Source organism: Marinobacter sp. es.048 (genome assembly GCF_900188435.1).
Lineage (GTDB): Bacteria > Pseudomonadota > Gammaproteobacteria > Pseudomonadales > Oleiphilaceae > Marinobacter.
In genome coordinates, this window is the sequence record NZ_FYFA01000001.1 from 904,675 (window position 1) to 920,795 (window position 16,121).

The 16,121-nt window shown below is 57.9% G+C and carries 11 protein-coding genes; 9 read left to right on the forward strand and 2 right to left on the reverse strand.

Annotated elements, in window-relative coordinates:
- Window positions 1–11 precede the first annotated feature (11 nt).
- The 5 genes from rapA to CFT65_RS04130 all read left to right on the forward strand — a co-directional run bounded on the left by rapA (window position 12) and on the right by CFT65_RS04130 (window position 7,165).
- Window positions 12–2,873, forward strand: coding sequence for an RNA polymerase-associated protein RapA (gene rapA, locus CFT65_RS04110; protein WP_088826743.1), 2,862 nt, complete (start codon window positions 12–14; stop codon window positions 2,871–2,873).
- Between the two features lie 130 nt (window positions 2,874–3,003).
- Window positions 3,004–5,454: an acyl-CoA dehydrogenase gene (locus tag CFT65_RS04115; protein ID WP_088826744.1), complete on the forward strand. Its 2,451-nt coding sequence runs from the start codon at window positions 3,004–3,006 to the stop codon at window positions 5,452–5,454.
- Between the two features lie 17 nt (window positions 5,455–5,471).
- On the forward strand, window positions 5,472–5,852 hold the full coding sequence (crcB, locus tag CFT65_RS04120) for a fluoride efflux transporter CrcB (protein WP_008172952.1): 381 nt from the start codon (window positions 5,472–5,474) through the stop codon (window positions 5,850–5,852).
- Window positions 5,853–6,091: 239 nt separating this feature from the next.
- Window positions 6,092–6,298 (forward strand): cold-shock protein, encoded by a 207-nt coding sequence (locus CFT65_RS04125; RefSeq protein ID WP_008172950.1) that lies wholly within the window; start codon window positions 6,092–6,094, stop codon window positions 6,296–6,298.
- A 171-nt stretch (window positions 6,299–6,469) separates the two neighbouring features.
- Complete coding sequence (locus CFT65_RS04130; RefSeq protein WP_088826745.1) at window positions 6,470–7,165, forward strand: lysophospholipid acyltransferase family protein; 696 nt, start codon at window positions 6,470–6,472, stop codon at window positions 7,163–7,165.
- A 53-nt stretch (window positions 7,166–7,218) separates the two neighbouring features.
- Here CFT65_RS04130 and CFT65_RS04135 read toward each other — a convergent pair whose 3' ends face one another.
- Window positions 7,219–8,022 carry a dienelactone hydrolase family protein gene (locus CFT65_RS04135; RefSeq protein WP_172408421.1) on the reverse strand — a complete coding sequence of 268 codons (804 nt, stop codon included), beginning with the start codon at window positions 8,020–8,022 and terminating at the stop codon, window positions 7,219–7,221.
- 157 nt (window positions 8,023–8,179) lie between these two features.
- Between CFT65_RS04135 and ald the strand changes: the two genes are divergently transcribed.
- The 4 genes from ald to CFT65_RS04155 all read left to right on the forward strand — a co-directional run bounded on the left by ald (window position 8,180) and on the right by CFT65_RS04155 (window position 13,600).
- A complete protein-coding gene (gene ald, locus CFT65_RS04140; protein ID WP_088826746.1) occupies window positions 8,180–9,298 on the forward strand; it encodes an alanine dehydrogenase in 1,119 nt (372 codons plus the stop codon).
- Between the two features lie 21 nt (window positions 9,299–9,319).
- A complete protein-coding gene (locus CFT65_RS04145; RefSeq protein WP_088826747.1) occupies window positions 9,320–9,892 on the forward strand; it encodes a glutathione S-transferase family protein in 573 nt (190 codons plus the stop codon).
- A gap of 195 nt (window positions 9,893–10,087) precedes the next feature.
- The gene (locus CFT65_RS04150) at window positions 10,088–10,699 is read left to right on the forward strand and encodes a Yip1 family protein (protein WP_088826748.1); all 612 of its coding nucleotides are present in this window, start codon (window positions 10,088–10,090) and stop codon (window positions 10,697–10,699) included.
- Window positions 10,700–10,873: 174 nt separating this feature from the next.
- Window positions 10,874–13,600 carry a cation-translocating P-type ATPase gene (locus CFT65_RS04155; RefSeq protein WP_088826749.1) on the forward strand — a complete coding sequence of 909 codons (2,727 nt, stop codon included), beginning with the start codon at window positions 10,874–10,876 and terminating at the stop codon, window positions 13,598–13,600.
- Here CFT65_RS04155 and CFT65_RS04160 read toward each other — a convergent pair.
- On the reverse strand, window positions 13,581–15,998 hold the full coding sequence (locus tag CFT65_RS04160; RefSeq protein ID WP_088826750.1) for a xylulose 5-phosphate 3-epimerase: 2,418 nt from the start codon (window positions 15,996–15,998) through the stop codon (window positions 13,581–13,583). The two genes, CFT65_RS04155 and CFT65_RS04160, sit on opposite strands and share 20 nt — an antisense overlap.
- Between the last annotated feature and the right edge of the window lie 123 nt (window positions 15,999–16,121).

Sequence of the window (16,121 nt, forward strand, 5' to 3'; positions counted from 1 at the left end):
CTGGAGGTTTCTTGGATACATCGGAATTTGTTATTGGTCAGCGTTGGGTCAGCCACAGTGATACCGGCCTGGGGCTCGGTATCGTTACGGATATCTCCGGGCGCCGGGTGACCCTCGGGTTTCCTGCTGCGGATGAGGAGCGCACCTACGCGATTGATAACGCCCCACTGTCCCGCATCATCTATCAGTTGGGCGAGGAGATTGAGACCTTCGGTGGCGAGCGGTACACGGTCCGTGCGGTTGAGGACCTCGGCGGCGTGCTGATGTATCACGCGGACGACGGTACCGATCTGCATGAAATTTCGGAAGTAAAACTCGCCGGGTCTGTGAATTTTTCAGCACCGCACCAGCGGCTGTTCGCGGGCCAGTTCGATCGCAACGGCGCCTTTCGTCTGAGGTTTGCCACGCTTCAGCACATGAACCGCCTGCGGGCATCTTCAGCCCAGGGGTTGATCGGAGCCCGAACGCAACATCTGCCGCACCAGATCTACATTGCCCATGAAGTTGCCGGGCGTCATGCGCCACGGGTCCTTCTGGCCGATGAAGTCGGCCTCGGCAAAACCATCGAGGCGGGGCTGATCCTTCATTATCAGCTGCACACCGGCCGGGCAAAACATGCCCTGATCGTGGTGCCGGATTCCCTCACGCACCAATGGCTGGTGGAAATGCTTCGGCGCTTCAATCTGCGTTTCTCGATCGTGGATCAGGGTCGCTACGATGCCCTGAAAGAGCAGGAAAGTGACGTTGATGCGCTGGTTAACCATATTTTTGGCGATGAAGATGCGGTTAATCCGTTCGAGAGCGAGCAGCTCGTACTCTGTAGTCTCGACTTCCTGAAGAAAAGCCAGAAGGCGCAGGACGATGCCCTCAAGGCTGACTGGGACCTGATGATTGTGGATGAGGCCCATCATCTTGCGTGGAGCCCTGAAGAGGTCAGCCCGGAATACCGTATCGTTGAGGAACTGTCGGCGGTCAGCCGCGGCCTGCTGTTGCTGACAGCAACGCCCGAGCAGGTGGGTATCGCCAGCCACTTTGCCCGCCTGCGGCTTCTGGACCCGGCCCGTTTTCATGATCTGGAAACCTTCCGCAGAGAAGAGCAGCAGTACGAAGCCATCAACAGCGTTGTCCGCCGGCTTCAGGACGAAGATTCCGATATCGGCGAGGGCGACCAGAAGCTGCTGCGGGAATGGTTGGGAGAAGAACTGGACCAGCTGCTGGCCGGTGACACTCCGCGGCAATCGGTGATTGATGCTTTGCTGGATCGGCATGGCACCGGTCGTGTGCTGTTCCGGAATACCCGTGCGGCAATCCAGGGATTTCCCGAGCGCCGTCCTGATCCTGAGCCTCTGCCGTGCCCGGCCATGTACGAGGGGCAGGCCTCCGGTATTCAGGGGTTGACCCCGGAGCAACTGGTGCCCGAGGAGCAATGGCTGGCGGAGGATCCCAGGGTTGAATGGCTCGAGAAAAAGCTGGTCGGCCTGCGCCCGGCCAAAGTGGTGGTTATCTGTGCCAGTGCCCAGACAGCCATGGCCCTGGAGCATTACCTCCAGCTGCGGGCCGGTATCCGCAGTGCTGCTTTCCATGAACACCTGAGCCTGATTGAGCGTGATCGCGCCGCCGCCTATTTTGCCGACACGGAGCAGGGCGCGCAGGCGCTAATCTGCTCTGAGATTGGCAGCGAAGGCCGTAATTTCCAGTTTGCCCACCACCTCGTGCTGTTCGATCTGCCCGCCAACCCGGACTTGCTCGAGCAGCGGATCGGGCGACTGGACAGGATCGGTCAGACCGAAGCCATTGATATCCACGTCCCCTATCTGCGTGGTACCAGTCAGGAGGTGCAGTTCCGCTGGTTCCAAGATGGCCTGAACGCCTTTGCTGAAAGTTGCGCCGTGGGTGTTGCGGTTCAGGAAACGGTGCAGGCCCGGTGGCAGCAGGCTATTGATGGCGACCTTGATGTGGCTGATGAACTGGTCAAGGCGTCCTCGGACGAGGCAAAACGCCTGAGAACGCTGCTGCAGGCTGGCCGCGATGCCCTGATCGAGCTGAATTCCTGTCGCCCTGAGGTGGCAGAGGATCTGATAGCCGCCATCGAAGACGAAGAAGCCGAGGCGAGGGTTCGGGATTACATGATGGAAGCTTTTGACATCCTCGGTGTGGATGTTGAAGACCATGCCGATCACTCCGACATTCTGCGACCTGGCGAGCAATACCAGGCCGGTCATGTCGCTGAATTGCCGGAAGACGGGATTACCGTGACCTGGGACCGACAAAATGCCCTTGAACGGGAAGACCTGGCCTTCATGAGCTGGGAACACCCGATGGTCACCGGGGTGATGGACTCGGTGACCAGTTCCGGCCTTGGCAAGGCCGCCCTCGCCAGTCTTTCGGTAAAGGCCCTGCCGCCCGGAACGCTGTTGATGGAGGCCGTGTTTACGGTGCACTGCCCGGCACCGGAAGCTCTCCAACTGACCCGTTACCTGCCGGTCTCGCCACTACGGCTGCTGGTGGATGTGAATGGCAAGGAACTCTCGGGGGCGTTGCCCCACGACCGTCTTAACGAGATGTGCTCGAATATCCGGCGGCGCACGGCCCAGGCAATCGTTCCGCAGATCCGGCCTCAGGTCGAAACGATGGTGGATCACGTGGAGCGATTGTCGGAGCCTCATCTGGAGCCCCTGAAGACACAGGCGCTTGGGCAATTGGAGGCCAGTTTCGCACCGGAAATCCGGAGGCTTGAGGCATTGAAAAAGGTCAATCCTGCGATTCGTGAGGAAGAAATCGACTTTTTCCGTGAACAGTTCGATGCGGCGAAAGACGCCATAGGTCATGCCAGCCTGGGGTTGGAAGGCATTCGTGTGATCGTGACCGCATAATGCGAGGTGTGGCCGCCGTAACTGGCTGACTGGGCGGCATTTGCTGGTCAGCCCTCATCTGATGCGGTACCGTAAACGTAACGAATTGTAGTCTTCGAATTTTCCGAACCATGGATGACAGAGAGAACCTATGATGACTTTCATTCTGTTTGTAGTGGCACTGGCTGGCCTGCTGATTGTGATGCGGCGCGAATCCGGTGCAACGTCTGCGATTGGCGTAATGGCCGTTACCGGCCTGCTGTCGCTGATTTTTGCCTCCGGCTGGCTGGCGCTGATTCTGTTTATTGGTGCCGGCGTAACGGCTGCCGCTGGCCTGCCTGGTTTCCGCCAAAGCTGGCTCACGCCCCGCATTTTTGCGATGTTCAAGAAAGTTGCGCCGAAGGTTTCCGATACTGAGAAAGTTGCACTGGAAGCAGGGACGGTCGGCTGGGACGGTGAACTGTTCACCGGTCGGCCGGATTGGCACAACCTGTTGATTAACCGCAATACGGGCCTGAGCGATGAAGAGCAGGCGTTCGTCGACAACCAGTGCGTCCAGGCGATTTCCATGTGTAACACCTGGGATGTGGCGGTTGAGCGGGCTGATCTGCCCAAAGAACTCTGGGACTTCCTCAAGAAGGAGGGTTTCTTCGGGATGATCATTCCCAAGGAATACGGTGGTCTCGAATTTTCCGCCAAGGCGCAGTCTGCGGTTCTGCAAAAACTGGCGTCCAACGAGTCGCTCATGGTCTCTGTGGGCGTACCCAATTCCCTCGGTCCTGGCGAGTTGCTCGTGAAGTACGGCACCGAGGAACAGAAAAACCACTACCTGCCCCGGCTTGCTGACGGTCGCGAAATTCCGTGCTTTGGTCTGACTGGACCAAGGGCTGGTTCGGATGCCACGTCACTTCCGGACACCGGTATCGTTTGCAAGCAGAAAGTCGATGGAAAGGAAGTTGTCGGTATCCGGCTCAATTTCGAGAAGCGTTGGATCACACTGGCACCCATCGCCACTGTTGTCGGCCTGGCCTTCCGCATGTTTGACCCGGACGGGCTCCTGGGCGAAACCGAAGACTATGGTATTACCTGCGCACTGATCCCCAGGGACACCAAGGGTATGGAAATCGGCCGTCGTCATTGCCCGATTGGTAGCCCGTTCCTGAACGGCCCGATCAAGGGGAAAGACGTTTTCATTCCGCTGGACTACATCATCGGTGGTGTCGATATGGCAGGTCAGGGCTGGCGTATGCTGGTTGAGTGCCTGTCGGTAGGTCGCTGTATCACCTTGCCGTCCGGTGCGGCGGGGGCGGCTGCATCCGCCGTTGGCACCGCTGGTGGTTTCACCCGTATCCGCCGTCAGTTCAATACGCCGGTTGCTGATATGGAAGGTGTGCAGGAGCCGCTGGCCCGCATCGCCGCCAAGACCTATATCTCTCAGGCGGCTGTGAACCACACCGCCAATATGATTGATAAAGGCGAGAAGCCGGCAGTACCGTCTGCGATCCTTAAATACCACCTTACCGAGTTTCAGCGCGGTGTGTTGACCGATGCCATGGACGTTCACGGTGGCAAGACCGTGACACTAGGTCCGCGTAACTACCTGGGCATTGGCTACAGCGGTGCTGCTGTATCGATCACCGTTGAGGGGGCCAACATCATGACCCGCAGCCTGATGATCTTCGGTCAGGGCGCCATTCGCTGCCACCCCTATGTGCTCAAGGAGTTGGCGGCCAAGGATAACGATGATATCAACGCGTTTGACGATGCTTTCTTCGGTCATGCCGGCCTGATTTTCGGCAATGCCGCCCGCGCCTTTACCCAGGCCCTGGGCCTTGGTCGGGCAGACGTGCCGTTTGACAGCGCCAGTCGCAAGTACGCCCAGGCCGTTGCTCGCTTCAGTGCGGCGTTTGGCCTGTGCTCGGATGCGGCGATGACCACGCTCGGAAGCGAACTGAAAATGCGGGAGCTTATCTCTGCACGACTGGGGGATATGCTGTCCAACCTTTACCTCGCTTCCATGGTGCTCAAGAACTGGCACGAGACCCAGCCGGTCGAGGGTGAGAAGGAGGTGATGGAGTACAGTCTGGGCATGCTGATGCATCGCACTGAAAATGCCCTGGACGAGTTTCTCCAGAACCTGCCGAATCGTGCCGTGGCGCTGGTTCTGCGCGGCGTTACGATGCCACTCGGCCGCCGTTGGGGCAGCCCCCAGGACGACCTTGCGCGTAAACTGGCTCGGGCAATATCCACCGACACGCCCATCCGCAATAAGCTGATTGCCAGCGTTTGGCACACCAATGGCGAAGGCACCGTGGAAAATCCGGTGGCTCGCTACAATGGGCTGCTCAAGGACTACGACAAGGCTGAGCAGCTGTATCGGAAAGCGACCAAGGCCTACGGCAAGGGTGAATTGCCGATGACCGCCTTGCATCCGGAAGAGCGGTTCGAGGCGGCCCTGAAGGCTGGCGTCTACACCAAGGAAGAAGCCGATTTCATGCGCCAGTACGAGATCGTGGTACTTGAGATGCTGACGGTGGATGACTTCCCGTTTGATGAGTTTGCGCGCAACAAGGAGACGGTGATTGATCACAACCCTGCCTGACAGGAGGCAACCCTGAGATGTGGTTGTCGTTTGTTGCAGTGAGTGTTGGCGCCGTGATCGGCGCCAATCTTCGTTGGGCTCTGGGCCTGTGGCTCAATACCACCTACCACGCCGTTCCTTATGGCACTCTGGTCGCCAACCTCAGTGGGGGTTGGCTGATTGGGCTGCTGATTGGTTACTTCAGTCATGGCACCACATTGGCACCGGAATGGCGCCTGTTTGCTATCACCGGTCTTTGCGGTGCCCTTACGACTTTCTCCACATTTTCCCTTGAGATGTTTGCCGCCATACAGGATGGCAAATGGGCCATGGCAATTACCGGCATTCTGGCCCACGTTGTTGGCTCCATCCTTATGACTGCACTGGGAATTTACACCTTTGGCCTGGTGAAGGGATGATGGGTACCACTACCTACATAAATTCTCGAAAATACCCTTGGCAAGCTTCGGATTCAGGAGTAGAGTGAAGGGCGTAGGAAAGATTCAGCAAAGCATTTCATGAATAAGACGTACCTCCGCAGTTAGTAGTGACCGTCCTGTTTTTGATTCCGCGAGTTCTGTATTTCCGCAAAACGCCGACCTGACACCATGCAGGTGCTAGGCGGCAGATAATATGATTGATTTCAGGAAGTTTAAGTATGTCTACTACTACCGGTACTGTTAAGTTCTTCAACGAAGCAAAAGGCTTTGGCTTTATCACTCGTGAAGGCGGCCCGGACGTTTTTGTTCACTACAGCGCTATTCAGGGCAGCGGTTTCAAAACTCTGGCAGAAGGCCAGCAGGTTGAGTTCACCGTTACCCAGGGCCAGAAAGGTCCTCAGGCGGAGAACGTTGTTGCCCTGTAATCCCTGATGGATTCGGCAATAACCGCCAAAAAGGCAGCTTCGGCTGCCTTTTTTTATGTCTGTATTCAGGCATTGCAAGACACCACGCTTTTGTCATTATCCCCTCTTTGTGTAATCTTTACCGACCTGCTGCTCGTTTAACCGGAAGTCGAGATCTCCAGGAATCACTACATGCTCCGACTGCTAAAAGCTGCCTGGATTCTGTTCTGGGCCATACTGCTTACCCTGATTCTGTTTTTCCCAATCGTGATTGCTGCCCTGTTTGGCAAGCGGGGTGACGCAGCGTTTCATGGTACCCAGATCTACGCCTGGATCATCCTGAAAGTCTGCGGCATGCGCCTCAAAGTGCATGGTAAAGAAAACATAGAGCCGGGCCAGCGCTACGTGATTCTGAGCAATCACGCTTCCTATTTTGATCCTCCCGCATTGGTGCTTGCCCTTGGAGTGCAGTATCGGTGGGTGATCAAGAAGGAGTTGCGCAAGGTGCCCCTGTTCGGATTGGCCCTGGAGACTTCCCGGAACCTGTTTATCGACCGTTCCAAAGGCAGCGACGCGCTGGAGAGCATCAAGCGGGGAGTGGGCCAGCTTCCGGATGGCACCAGCATATTGATTTTCCCGGAAGGTACCCGTTCTTGGGATGGCAAGTTGCTGCCCTTCAAGAAGGGTGGTTTCGTTATTGCCCAGGATGGCCAGCTTCCAATCCTTCCAATAACCATCTGCGGTTCTCATCAGCGTTTGCCGAAGGGTAGTGCGGCCTTCAACAGCGGTGAAATTGAAATCGTCATCCATCCCCCGATGCCTTCCGGGGTTTTGCCTCTGGATGACTTGATGACGGACGTTCGTAACAGCATTGCGTCCTCCCTCTGAAACAAAAAACCCGGCCTTCAGGCCGGGTTCCGGTTTTCGGAGGCATCCAGGTGTTACTGGGCGAAAATAGCCTCGTAGAAACGCATGGTGCCGTCCCAGGAACGGTTCGCGGCTTCTTCGTCATAGCCAATCGGCATGCCGAATTCCTCGGCGACTTTGTCGGCTCCAGGGTTGGTGAAAGAGTGCAATACTCCGGGGAAGCTTACCAGCGTGAGGTCGACTTCTGCGTCCTGCATCTCCTTCACAAGGCCAGCGACCTGATCTGAGGGCACCATCCTGTCGGCACCACCGGTGTATACCTGAACCCTGGCCTTCACGGTTCCGGCTTCCGCGGTGATTGGGCTGCCAAGAGCGCCGTGGTAGCTGACGACGCCGTCCAGGTCTACACCCATGCGCGCCATATTCAGGACAACTGCGCCGCCAAAGCAGTAACCTTGTGCAGCAATGCGCGAGGCATCAACACTTTCATGATTCTGCAGGATTTCCATTGCCTTCATGAAGCGCTCCTTGACCTGGTCCATGTCCTTGGTCGCTTCCTGCATGAATTTCTGGGCAGTATCGGGATGGTCCGCCTGCTTGCCGGAGCCATACATGTCGAGGGCAAACGCCGTATAGCCGGATGCCGCAAGCCGCTCTGCCTGATCCCGGGCGAATTCATTGTGGCCCCACCACTCATGGACCACCAGAACACCCGGGCGCTTATCCTCGAATTCATCATCCCAGGCCATGTAACCGGTGAAGGTGGTCTCACCCACCTTGTACTCGACGGTCTTGGTTTGCATTTCTGCCAGTACCTGCGTGCTTGCCAGAGTGAGTGAGAGGGTTGCGGCGGCCGCTGTTGTTTTCAGGGTTATCATAATCGGTCCTGCTCCTTTTGGGTCGGATTGTCTTTTTGTCCGGACATTTACGCCCGGAACCGGTAAACCGATGCAATCAGTTGCCAATCCAGTATAGGACCTTTTGACTACACTACATCCAGAGACTCGCCAATCTGGACTGTTTTGGAGGTTGTGTATGAAAATCGGGGTGCCCAGGGAAATCAAGAACCGCGAATACCGGGTCGGCATGACGCCGGCTGCCGTTCACGAGCTGTGTGGCCATGATCATGAGGTGTTTGTGGAAACCGGTGCTGGCGTTGCCATCGGGTTTTCCGACGAGGATTACAGTCAGGCGGGAGCCCGGATTCTTGATACCGCCAGCGAGGTTTTCGACATTGCCGAGTTAATCGTGAAGGTCAAGGAGCCCCAACCCGAGGAGCGGGCAATGTTGAGGCCGGAGCACACACTCTTCACCTATCTCCACCTTGCTCCGGACAAGGCGCAGACCGACGATCTGGTGAAGTCTGGAGCTACCTGTATAGCCTATGAAACGGTCACCGACCGTGCGGGCCATTTGCCCCTGTTGGCGCCGATGTCGGAAGTGGCAGGGCGTATGTCGATCCAGGCCGGTGCCCACTGTCTGGAGAAAGCCATGGGTGGGCGCGGCGTCCTGCTGGGCGGTGTGCCCGGTGTCAGCCCGGCCCGGGTCGCGGTGGTCGGTGGTGGTGTCGTCGGCCAGAACGCCGTTGCCATGGCGGTGGGTCTTGGCGCCCAGGTCACGGTGCTGGACCGCAATATGGAGGTACTCCGACAGCTGGACCATCTCTACGGCAACCGCATAACCACGCTGTTTTCCACGGCCCGGACCCTCGACCAGGCGGTAACCGAATCGGATCTGGTTGTTGGCAGCGTTCTCATTCCCGGAGCTTCGGCGCCCAAGCTGATTACCCGAGACATGATCCGTCGTATGCCGGAGGGTAGCGTTATCGTGGATGTCGCTATTGATCAGGGCGGCTGTGCTGAAACCTCCCGGGCAACGACCCACGACGACCCCACGTATATTGTTGATGGTGTGGTACATTACTGCGTGGCGAATATGCCGGGTGCCGTGGCGCGTACTTCGACACTGGCGCTGAATAACGTAACCTTGCCGTTTGTGGCGGCCCTGGCGAACAAGGGTCCGGACCGGGCGATGAAGGAAGATCCACACCTCAGGGCCGGGCTGAACGTGGCCGCCGGCAAGGTGACCTACAGGGAAGTGGCAGAAGCGACCGGGCACCCATACACAAACCCTGAATCCCTGTTGGGATCCTGAGTGAGAACCCTCGGAGAAACCATGAAACTGATCGGATCCACCACTTCACCTTACGTTCGGCGCATTCGTATTCTGCTGGATGAAGAACCCTATGAATTCGTCAATCTCAATATCTATGGTGAAGGTCGGGACGAGCTTCGGCAAAACAATCCGACACTGAAAATTCCGGTGCTCGAAGACGGCGGTCAGGAAATCTATGATTCCCGGATCATCGCCCGTTATGTCAGTGCCAAGCAGGGGCGTGATCCGCTGACATGGGACCAGGAAAACCAGCTGACCATGATTGACGGTGCCAATGACTCTGCAGTGACCATGCTCCTCTCGGAAAAGTCCGGAATCGATACCGGCGAGGACCTGATGTTCTACAACCTTCAGCGTGAACGCATCATGACCACCTTGCGCACGCTGACGGCAATGGCGGAAGAGGGTCAGTTCGAAGAATGGAATTATCCGGCCATCTGTCTGTACTGCCTGGTGGACTGGCTGGATTTCAGGGATCTGGTGGACTTTTCTGGAGTGGAAAGCCTGTTGTCTTTCCGTGACAGCCACAGGGATTATCCCTGGGTTGCCGAGACTGATCCCCGAAATTCCTGACCCCGCGTGGCCGGCACTCGCCGGCCGCCTCCTGCTGGGAGAGCCAGCAGAAGAATCATCCTTCTTTCTTGGTTCATTTTGCTTTCGCAATCGCTGTTCTTGACTATAGTTAAGAATAAGGAACGGCTTCTGATCTGACAGTTTCCGCTTTCCGTACGTATAACTACCAACAATAGAAAAGAGAGGGGGTCATCCATGCTCCTGTCACATGCGTTCGGTCTCTTCACCCATCCTGATGAAGAGTGGGCTTCCATAAGAAAAGAACATGAAACACCGCGCCGGGTTTATGTTACCTATGTCCTCATTCTGGCTGCGATAGCACCAATCTGTGCTTATGTCTCGACCGCCTATTTCGGTTGGACGGTCGGTAACGAGCGGCTGATCAAGCTAACCGAGATCAGTGCAATGCAGCTCAGCGTGCTCACCTATCTGGCGATGCTTGTCGGCGTCTTTGCGCTGGGTTACGCCATCAACTGGATGGCGAGAACCTATGGTGCCAAGGAAGAGCACGTGCCCTCCAACGGCATTGCTCTGGCCGCATACTCCTGCACGCCCCTGTTCCTGGCGGGTTTTGCCCTGCTGTATCCGGTGCCCTGGTTTAACGCGGCCGTGTTCCTGGCCGCTGCCTGCTATGGTGCCTATCTCATGTATGACGGGCTACCGATCGTCATGGGTATCGAAAAGGAACGGGCGGTCATGTACGCCGGTGCGTTGCTGACTGTCGCCCTGGTGATTCTTGTATCCACACGGGTCGGATCAGTCATTATCTGGAATATGGGAGTCGGGCCGGTATTCATCAGCGGGTAGTGATAAACAGGACCCAAACAGAACGTCAAGGGGAGCCATGAGCTCCTCTTTTTTATGGTTTGCCTGATGGGGTTGCCGAGCCTTTAGCTATTCTGTCTTTGATGCAGAGCAAACCACCCCAGGTTCGTTCCGGGGTTTAATGGTGATGTTGCAACGGCAGGGAGCTCAGCGGGTATGTCTGAATCGGTGGAACTCAAAAGCAGCGAACGTCAGCAGCTGGAGTTTGAGTGGCATGTGCTTCAGCCTGCTGATGCCCGGCAGAAACTGGAGGCAGAGGCGCCTCTATCTGATGATGAGGTTCGCCACCGTCTTGCCAGTCACGGTCGCAATGCGCTTCCGGAGGCTCGTGCCGGGGGACCTTGGGCCAGGCTGGGCCGGCAACTCAAAAATTTTCTGATTTATGTTTTGGCAGCGGCCGCGGTCATTACGGCCAGTCTGGGCCATTGGGTGGATGCAGGCGTTATTCTTGCCGTGGTTGTTATCCAGACCCTGGTAGGCTTTGTCCAGGAGGGCAAGGCCGAGCAGGCCCTGTCGGCCATTCGTCACATGCTTGCGCCCAAAGCCCGGGTAATTCGGTCCGATGGCCAGCATCAAATAGACGCTTCGAACCTGGTCCCGGGTGATACGGTGCTGTTGGAGCCAGGAGACCGGGTACCCGCCGATCTTCGTCTGGAGAAATCCCACAATCTGAAAATCGATGAAGCCATTCTCACGGGTGAGTCCGAGGCGGTTGAGAAATCGACAGAGGCGGTAGCTGCCGACGCCGCCTTGGGTGACCAGGCGGGGATGGCCTTTTCTGGCACCATGGTTTCGACCGGCACTGGTCGAGGCGTTGTGGTCCGCACTGGCGCCAGGACTGAGATTGGCCTTATTTCCGGCTTGCTTGCCCAGACCTCGACACTGAAAACCCCCCTGCTGGAACAAATGGACAGGTTCGCCCGAATTCTGTCCATCGTGGTTGTTATTGCCGGCATCGCGATTTTTGTCGGTGGCTCTGTATTCAGTGGCCTGCCATTCCGGGAGCTGTTCATGGCTGTGGTAGGCCTGATTGTTGCGGCTATTCCGGAGGGGCTGCCGGCGATTCTCACCATTACCCTGGCCATTGGTGTGCGCCAGATGGCCCGTCGTCAGGCCGTGGTTCGTCGAATGCCGGTTATCGAAACCCTGGGAGCGGTGTCGGTGATCTGTTCGGATAAAACCGGAACCCTCACCCGCAACGAAATGATGGTAACCCGGGCGGTATTGTCGGGTGCCCGGCTGGAGGTGACCGGCGAAGGCTACGATTTTGACGGTGCGGTGAACGGCGCACCGGGACATCCGTCGGATTCCGCCATGCTGGACGAACTTGCCCGAGCAGCGGCCCTTTGTAACGACGCCCATGTCCACCACGATTCCGGCACAGTCAGGATCACTGGTGATCCCATGGAGGCCGCGCTTTCGGTGTTCGCCCGAAAAGCCGGGTTTGACGTTGAAAACAGTGTCGCCGACTGGCCCCGGAAAGATGAAATTCCGTTTGATACCGAAAATGGTTTCATGGCCACGCTGAACCATGACCACCACGGGCATAGCGTGATCTACCTGAAGGGAGCGCCGGAGCGAATTCTGGATATGTGTGCCAGCGAGGTTGCCGAATCCGGAGAAACCGGGGAACTGCGCCGGGATTTCTGGGAGCAGGTCATCACAGAAATGGCGTCGGATGGTCTCAGAGTGTTGGCCCTGGCCCGAAAACCGGCAGAGCGGGGCGCCGGTGAGCTGGCAATAGAGGATCTTGAACAGGGTGCAGAGCTGCTCGGCCTGGTCGGGCTTCTGGATCCGCCCCGGCAGGAGGCCATTCGGGCGATTGCGGACTGTCACGATGCCGGAATCCGGGTCAAGATGATTACCGGTGACCACGGGATCACCGCCGGTGCTATTGCCCGAAAGCTGGGATTAAAGAATACGGAACGGGTGCTGACCGGCAAGGAGCTGGACCAGCTGGATGATGACCAGCTTCGGGATCTCGTTGGCGAGGTGGATGTCTTTGCACGAACCAGTCCGGAACACAAGCTGAGGCTGGTCACTGCGCTCCAGGCCCTGCATGGAGTTGTCGCCATGACGGGTGACGGGGTCAATGACGCGCCGGCACTGAAGCGGGCGGATGTCGGGATCGCCATGGGGGTGAAGGGCTCGGAAGCGGCCCGTGAAGCATCGTCGATGGTATTGTTGGATGACAATTTTGCCAGTATTGCAGCAGCGGTACGCGAGGGCAGAACGGTCTACACAAACCTTAAAAAAAGCATTGCCTTTCTGCTCCCCATCAACGGCGGCGAGTCCATCAGTCTGGTCACCGCCCTGCTGTTGGGACTTACGTTGCCCATCTCTGCCTTGCAGATTATTTGGGTCAATATGGTCAGCTCTGTGGTGCTCGCCATGACCCTTGCTTTCGAACCCGCCGAGCCCGGGGTTATGAAACACCCTCCCAGACCAAGAAGCGAGTCTCTTTTGCAGGGGTTCGTGGTCTGGCGGGTCGTTTTTGTGTCGCTCCTTTTCCTCTCAGGTATCTTCGCCGCATGGTACTGGGCCATGCACCACTACGGCGATGAAAGCATTGCCCGCACGCTTGCGGTCAACACGCTCGTGGCTATGGAAGTGTTTTACCTGTTTGCCGTGCGCTATCTCGACTCGGCTTCGATCACCCTGCGGGGGGTGTTGGGCACGCCGATTGTGCTGTTGGCAGTTGCCACGGTGATCGCGTTGCAGCTGTTGTTTACCTATTTGCCCTGGTTTAACCAGACGTTTGGCACGCACGCACTCAGTCTGGAGTCACTGGGTTTTGCAGCAGTCGCCGGCGTGTTGGTTCTGGTGATTCTGGAAATCGAGACCGCTCTGAGAAAGCGTCTTCTCAGGGCAGGCCCCGGGTAATCACCGCCGGGTCACCCCGGCCCTCTACCGCTGCCAGCTCCGCACTGGACAGCCATTCGCCCGGGGGCTTGTCCATAACGCTGGCGCAGGCAGCCAGGGCATGGCCCCACGAACAGCCGTTGGCAAACAGCATGCCGGCCTCATTCAGTGTCCCACCGCGGTTAATGTAGCCGAGAACCCGGGCCTGTGAGGGCTCGGGAAACAGCGGATAGAGATGTCCCCGGAAAACCTCAGGGCGCATGTGCGTGAGGGCAACCCGCCGGTGAATGCGGTGGGGGAACAGGCGTTCCCTTTCGAATTCCGAAAGGCATACCTGGGCCTCCATTGTGTCCCTTGGTTGGCGGAACCTGCCGGGCTCCTGGATATAAACCAGCCGAAACGGAGTGCCGGTCTCACGCAGGCGTTCGCATGCTCTTATCGCCTCGGATAACTGGTAGGCGCCATTGGCCATGAGCAGCAATGGCTCGCCGGCCGAGGTGTCTTCGTCCACCACCAGGGCGCCATGCCTGGCCAGCAGTTCCGCTTCCCGTTTGTCAAAGACACAGGGGCGTTCCCGTTTCGGGATCACCATGCCCGTGATCTTGCCTCTTTCACTGAATACCGATGGCAGTGTCGCCAGAGTGCTGTTGTAGTCTGCTGGAAACAGGACCCGTGAAACGTCGTTCATCTCTGCGAGCATGCTCTCGCAGAAGGTGGTGTCCTGGTGAGATTGTTCGTTCTTGCCGTTCTCCCAGGTATGTGAAGTGGCAATAACTGGCAGGCCGAGCCAACGGGCGGGCCGCCCGACTTCTTTCTGGTGCCGGGCAAAAATCAGCTCCTGGCGGATGGCGCCAAGCATCTTTACGCAGAAAGCCTCATAGCTGGCCACCAGGTTCAGCCCCGCCTTGTTGGCCAGACAGGCCGATACCACGGCTTCTTCGTTGAGCGCTGTGATGATCTTGCCGTGGACTGATTCCTGATCGTTCTCGGGGTCGTTTACCCGGTGTTTGAGATCGTGCAGGACACCGCCGAGCCGATTGCTTGCCAGCTCGTCCGGATTGCCCACCCGGGCCCTGAGCCCGGGGTTTTCAGCCACCAACGCCCGGAAAAAGTCATCCACAGCCTTCATTGGGGAGCTGCAATCGGGATTGGCCGGTAGCCGGGGGATCACGGGATCCGGCGGATTACGGGTCGCGAGGGCATGATCCCGTTCCAGGGGGCGAGATTGTCCAGCGTGCTGGTTCAAATGAGCGATGCAGTTCTGAAGTTGGTCCGGAGCCACCCACAATCTGGCCGCGTGTTCGTTAAACAGCTCTCTGGCCCGGGCGTCCATGCGCGGGTTTCCAGGCAGCGGCAGGTTGTGGGCCGCGTTGCTGCTGGCGCCATAGAACCCGTAACCCTTCGTGGTTTCCGCAATGCCGAAGGGCACTCGAATGGGATAGCTGCTTTCGCCCCTCGAAGCGGCTTCGCCATTGGTGGCGAGCGCCTGCTCCATTTCATACAGGGCACAGACAAAGCCAGCGGGGTCCCTTCCATCGAACCGGAAGGGTACGAAGCCCCGATGCTCAAGATGTGCCTCAAAACGCTCAAGGCCCTCGCGGGTGCCTAGCTCGGTACGCTGTTCAATACGCCGGCCATTGGCAATCATGACGGGAACTACAGCGCCGCAGTCCTCGGCCCGCCACCAGCGCGGGACCCAGTCACTGCCGCGTTGTTCCTCGGCAGCGCCATCTGAGAGGAAGGCCACCAGAGACTCGCCAGGCAGGGGCATGTGGGCATACTGGAGTTCGGCAAACCCCAGATAACCACCTTCGAGAATGCCGCCGGCGGTGTGTGGATTGACGTGGCTGCCGAGGGGGGCGGCCATGGTGCCGTCCGGCTTCTGCCGGTAACTGTAGAAATCGGACACCAGAGTTGAGAGCCCGTCCGGCCCTCGATAACGTTCCGCCTGTTCCAGATGAAGGTTTCCGGTGAGGACATTCAGGGCGTCCACTGCTGCCACGCAGTGCCCCTGGCCCATTAACCAGCTTCGTGTGCGTCCGGTCAGATTGTTCAGGGCCAGATAGCCGGCATACGCCGGTACCATGTTCAGTGCCCCGCCGGTGTGGCCTTCCGGATTGGTCTTGAAGTCCTGAGGCGCCAGTGGCTGACCGGAGACATCGACCCGGCGGGCATAAGTCATATGAACCACCAGCCACAGCCCGGCGCTGGCCAGCCGATCCAGGTCGGCGAGTCTGCGATAGACCGTAGCCGCATCGGGTTGATGCCCGGCAGCAACCAGATGTTCTGCCAACACCCTGACCTGATGTTGGGTGGTTTCACTGTGCTGGATGACGCCATAGCCATCGCTCCAGCGCCGGAAATCCGGGCAGTCTGAAGCGGAGTGATTCACCGCTGCTGTTTGAATGGGTAATGGCATGAGATGCCTCCATGGCGTCAGTGTGTCAGTGGATTTTAAAACCACAGCTGTGAGCTGCCATTGATGCAGGTCAGTCGAAACTGCATCTTTCTGCGGCCCTTCCGGCCAGCCGCGTGTGGACAT

What these genes read in the sequence shown, in the direction of transcription:
- ald (WP_088826746.1), top strand. Translation starts at nt 8,180, where the DNA reads ATGAAAATCGGGGTGCCCAGGGAAATCAAGAACCGCGAATACCGGGTC.
- CFT65_RS04115 (WP_088826744.1), top strand. Translation starts at nt 3,004, where the DNA reads ATGATGACTTTCATTCTGTTTGTAGTGGCACTGGCTGGCCTGCTGATT.
- crcB (WP_008172952.1), top strand. Translation starts at nt 5,472, where the DNA reads ATGTGGTTGTCGTTTGTTGCAGTGAGTGTTGGCGCCGTGATCGGCGCC.
- CFT65_RS04160 (WP_088826750.1), bottom strand. Translation starts at nt 15,998, where the DNA reads ATGCCATTACCCATTCAAACAGCAGCGGTGAATCACTCCGCTTCAGAC.
- CFT65_RS04145 (WP_088826747.1), top strand. Translation starts at nt 9,320, where the DNA reads ATGAAACTGATCGGATCCACCACTTCACCTTACGTTCGGCGCATTCGT.
- CFT65_RS04135 (WP_172408421.1), bottom strand. Translation starts at nt 8,022, where the DNA reads ATGATAACCCTGAAAACAACAGCGGCCGCCGCAACCCTCTCACTCACT.
- CFT65_RS04125 (WP_008172950.1), top strand. Translation starts at nt 6,092, where the DNA reads ATGTCTACTACTACCGGTACTGTTAAGTTCTTCAACGAAGCAAAAGGC.
- CFT65_RS04150 (WP_088826748.1), top strand. Translation starts at nt 10,088, where the DNA reads ATGCTCCTGTCACATGCGTTCGGTCTCTTCACCCATCCTGATGAAGAG.
- CFT65_RS04130 (WP_088826745.1), top strand. Translation starts at nt 6,470, where the DNA reads ATGCTCCGACTGCTAAAAGCTGCCTGGATTCTGTTCTGGGCCATACTG.
- CFT65_RS04155 (WP_088826749.1), top strand. Translation starts at nt 10,874, where the DNA reads ATGTCTGAATCGGTGGAACTCAAAAGCAGCGAACGTCAGCAGCTGGAG.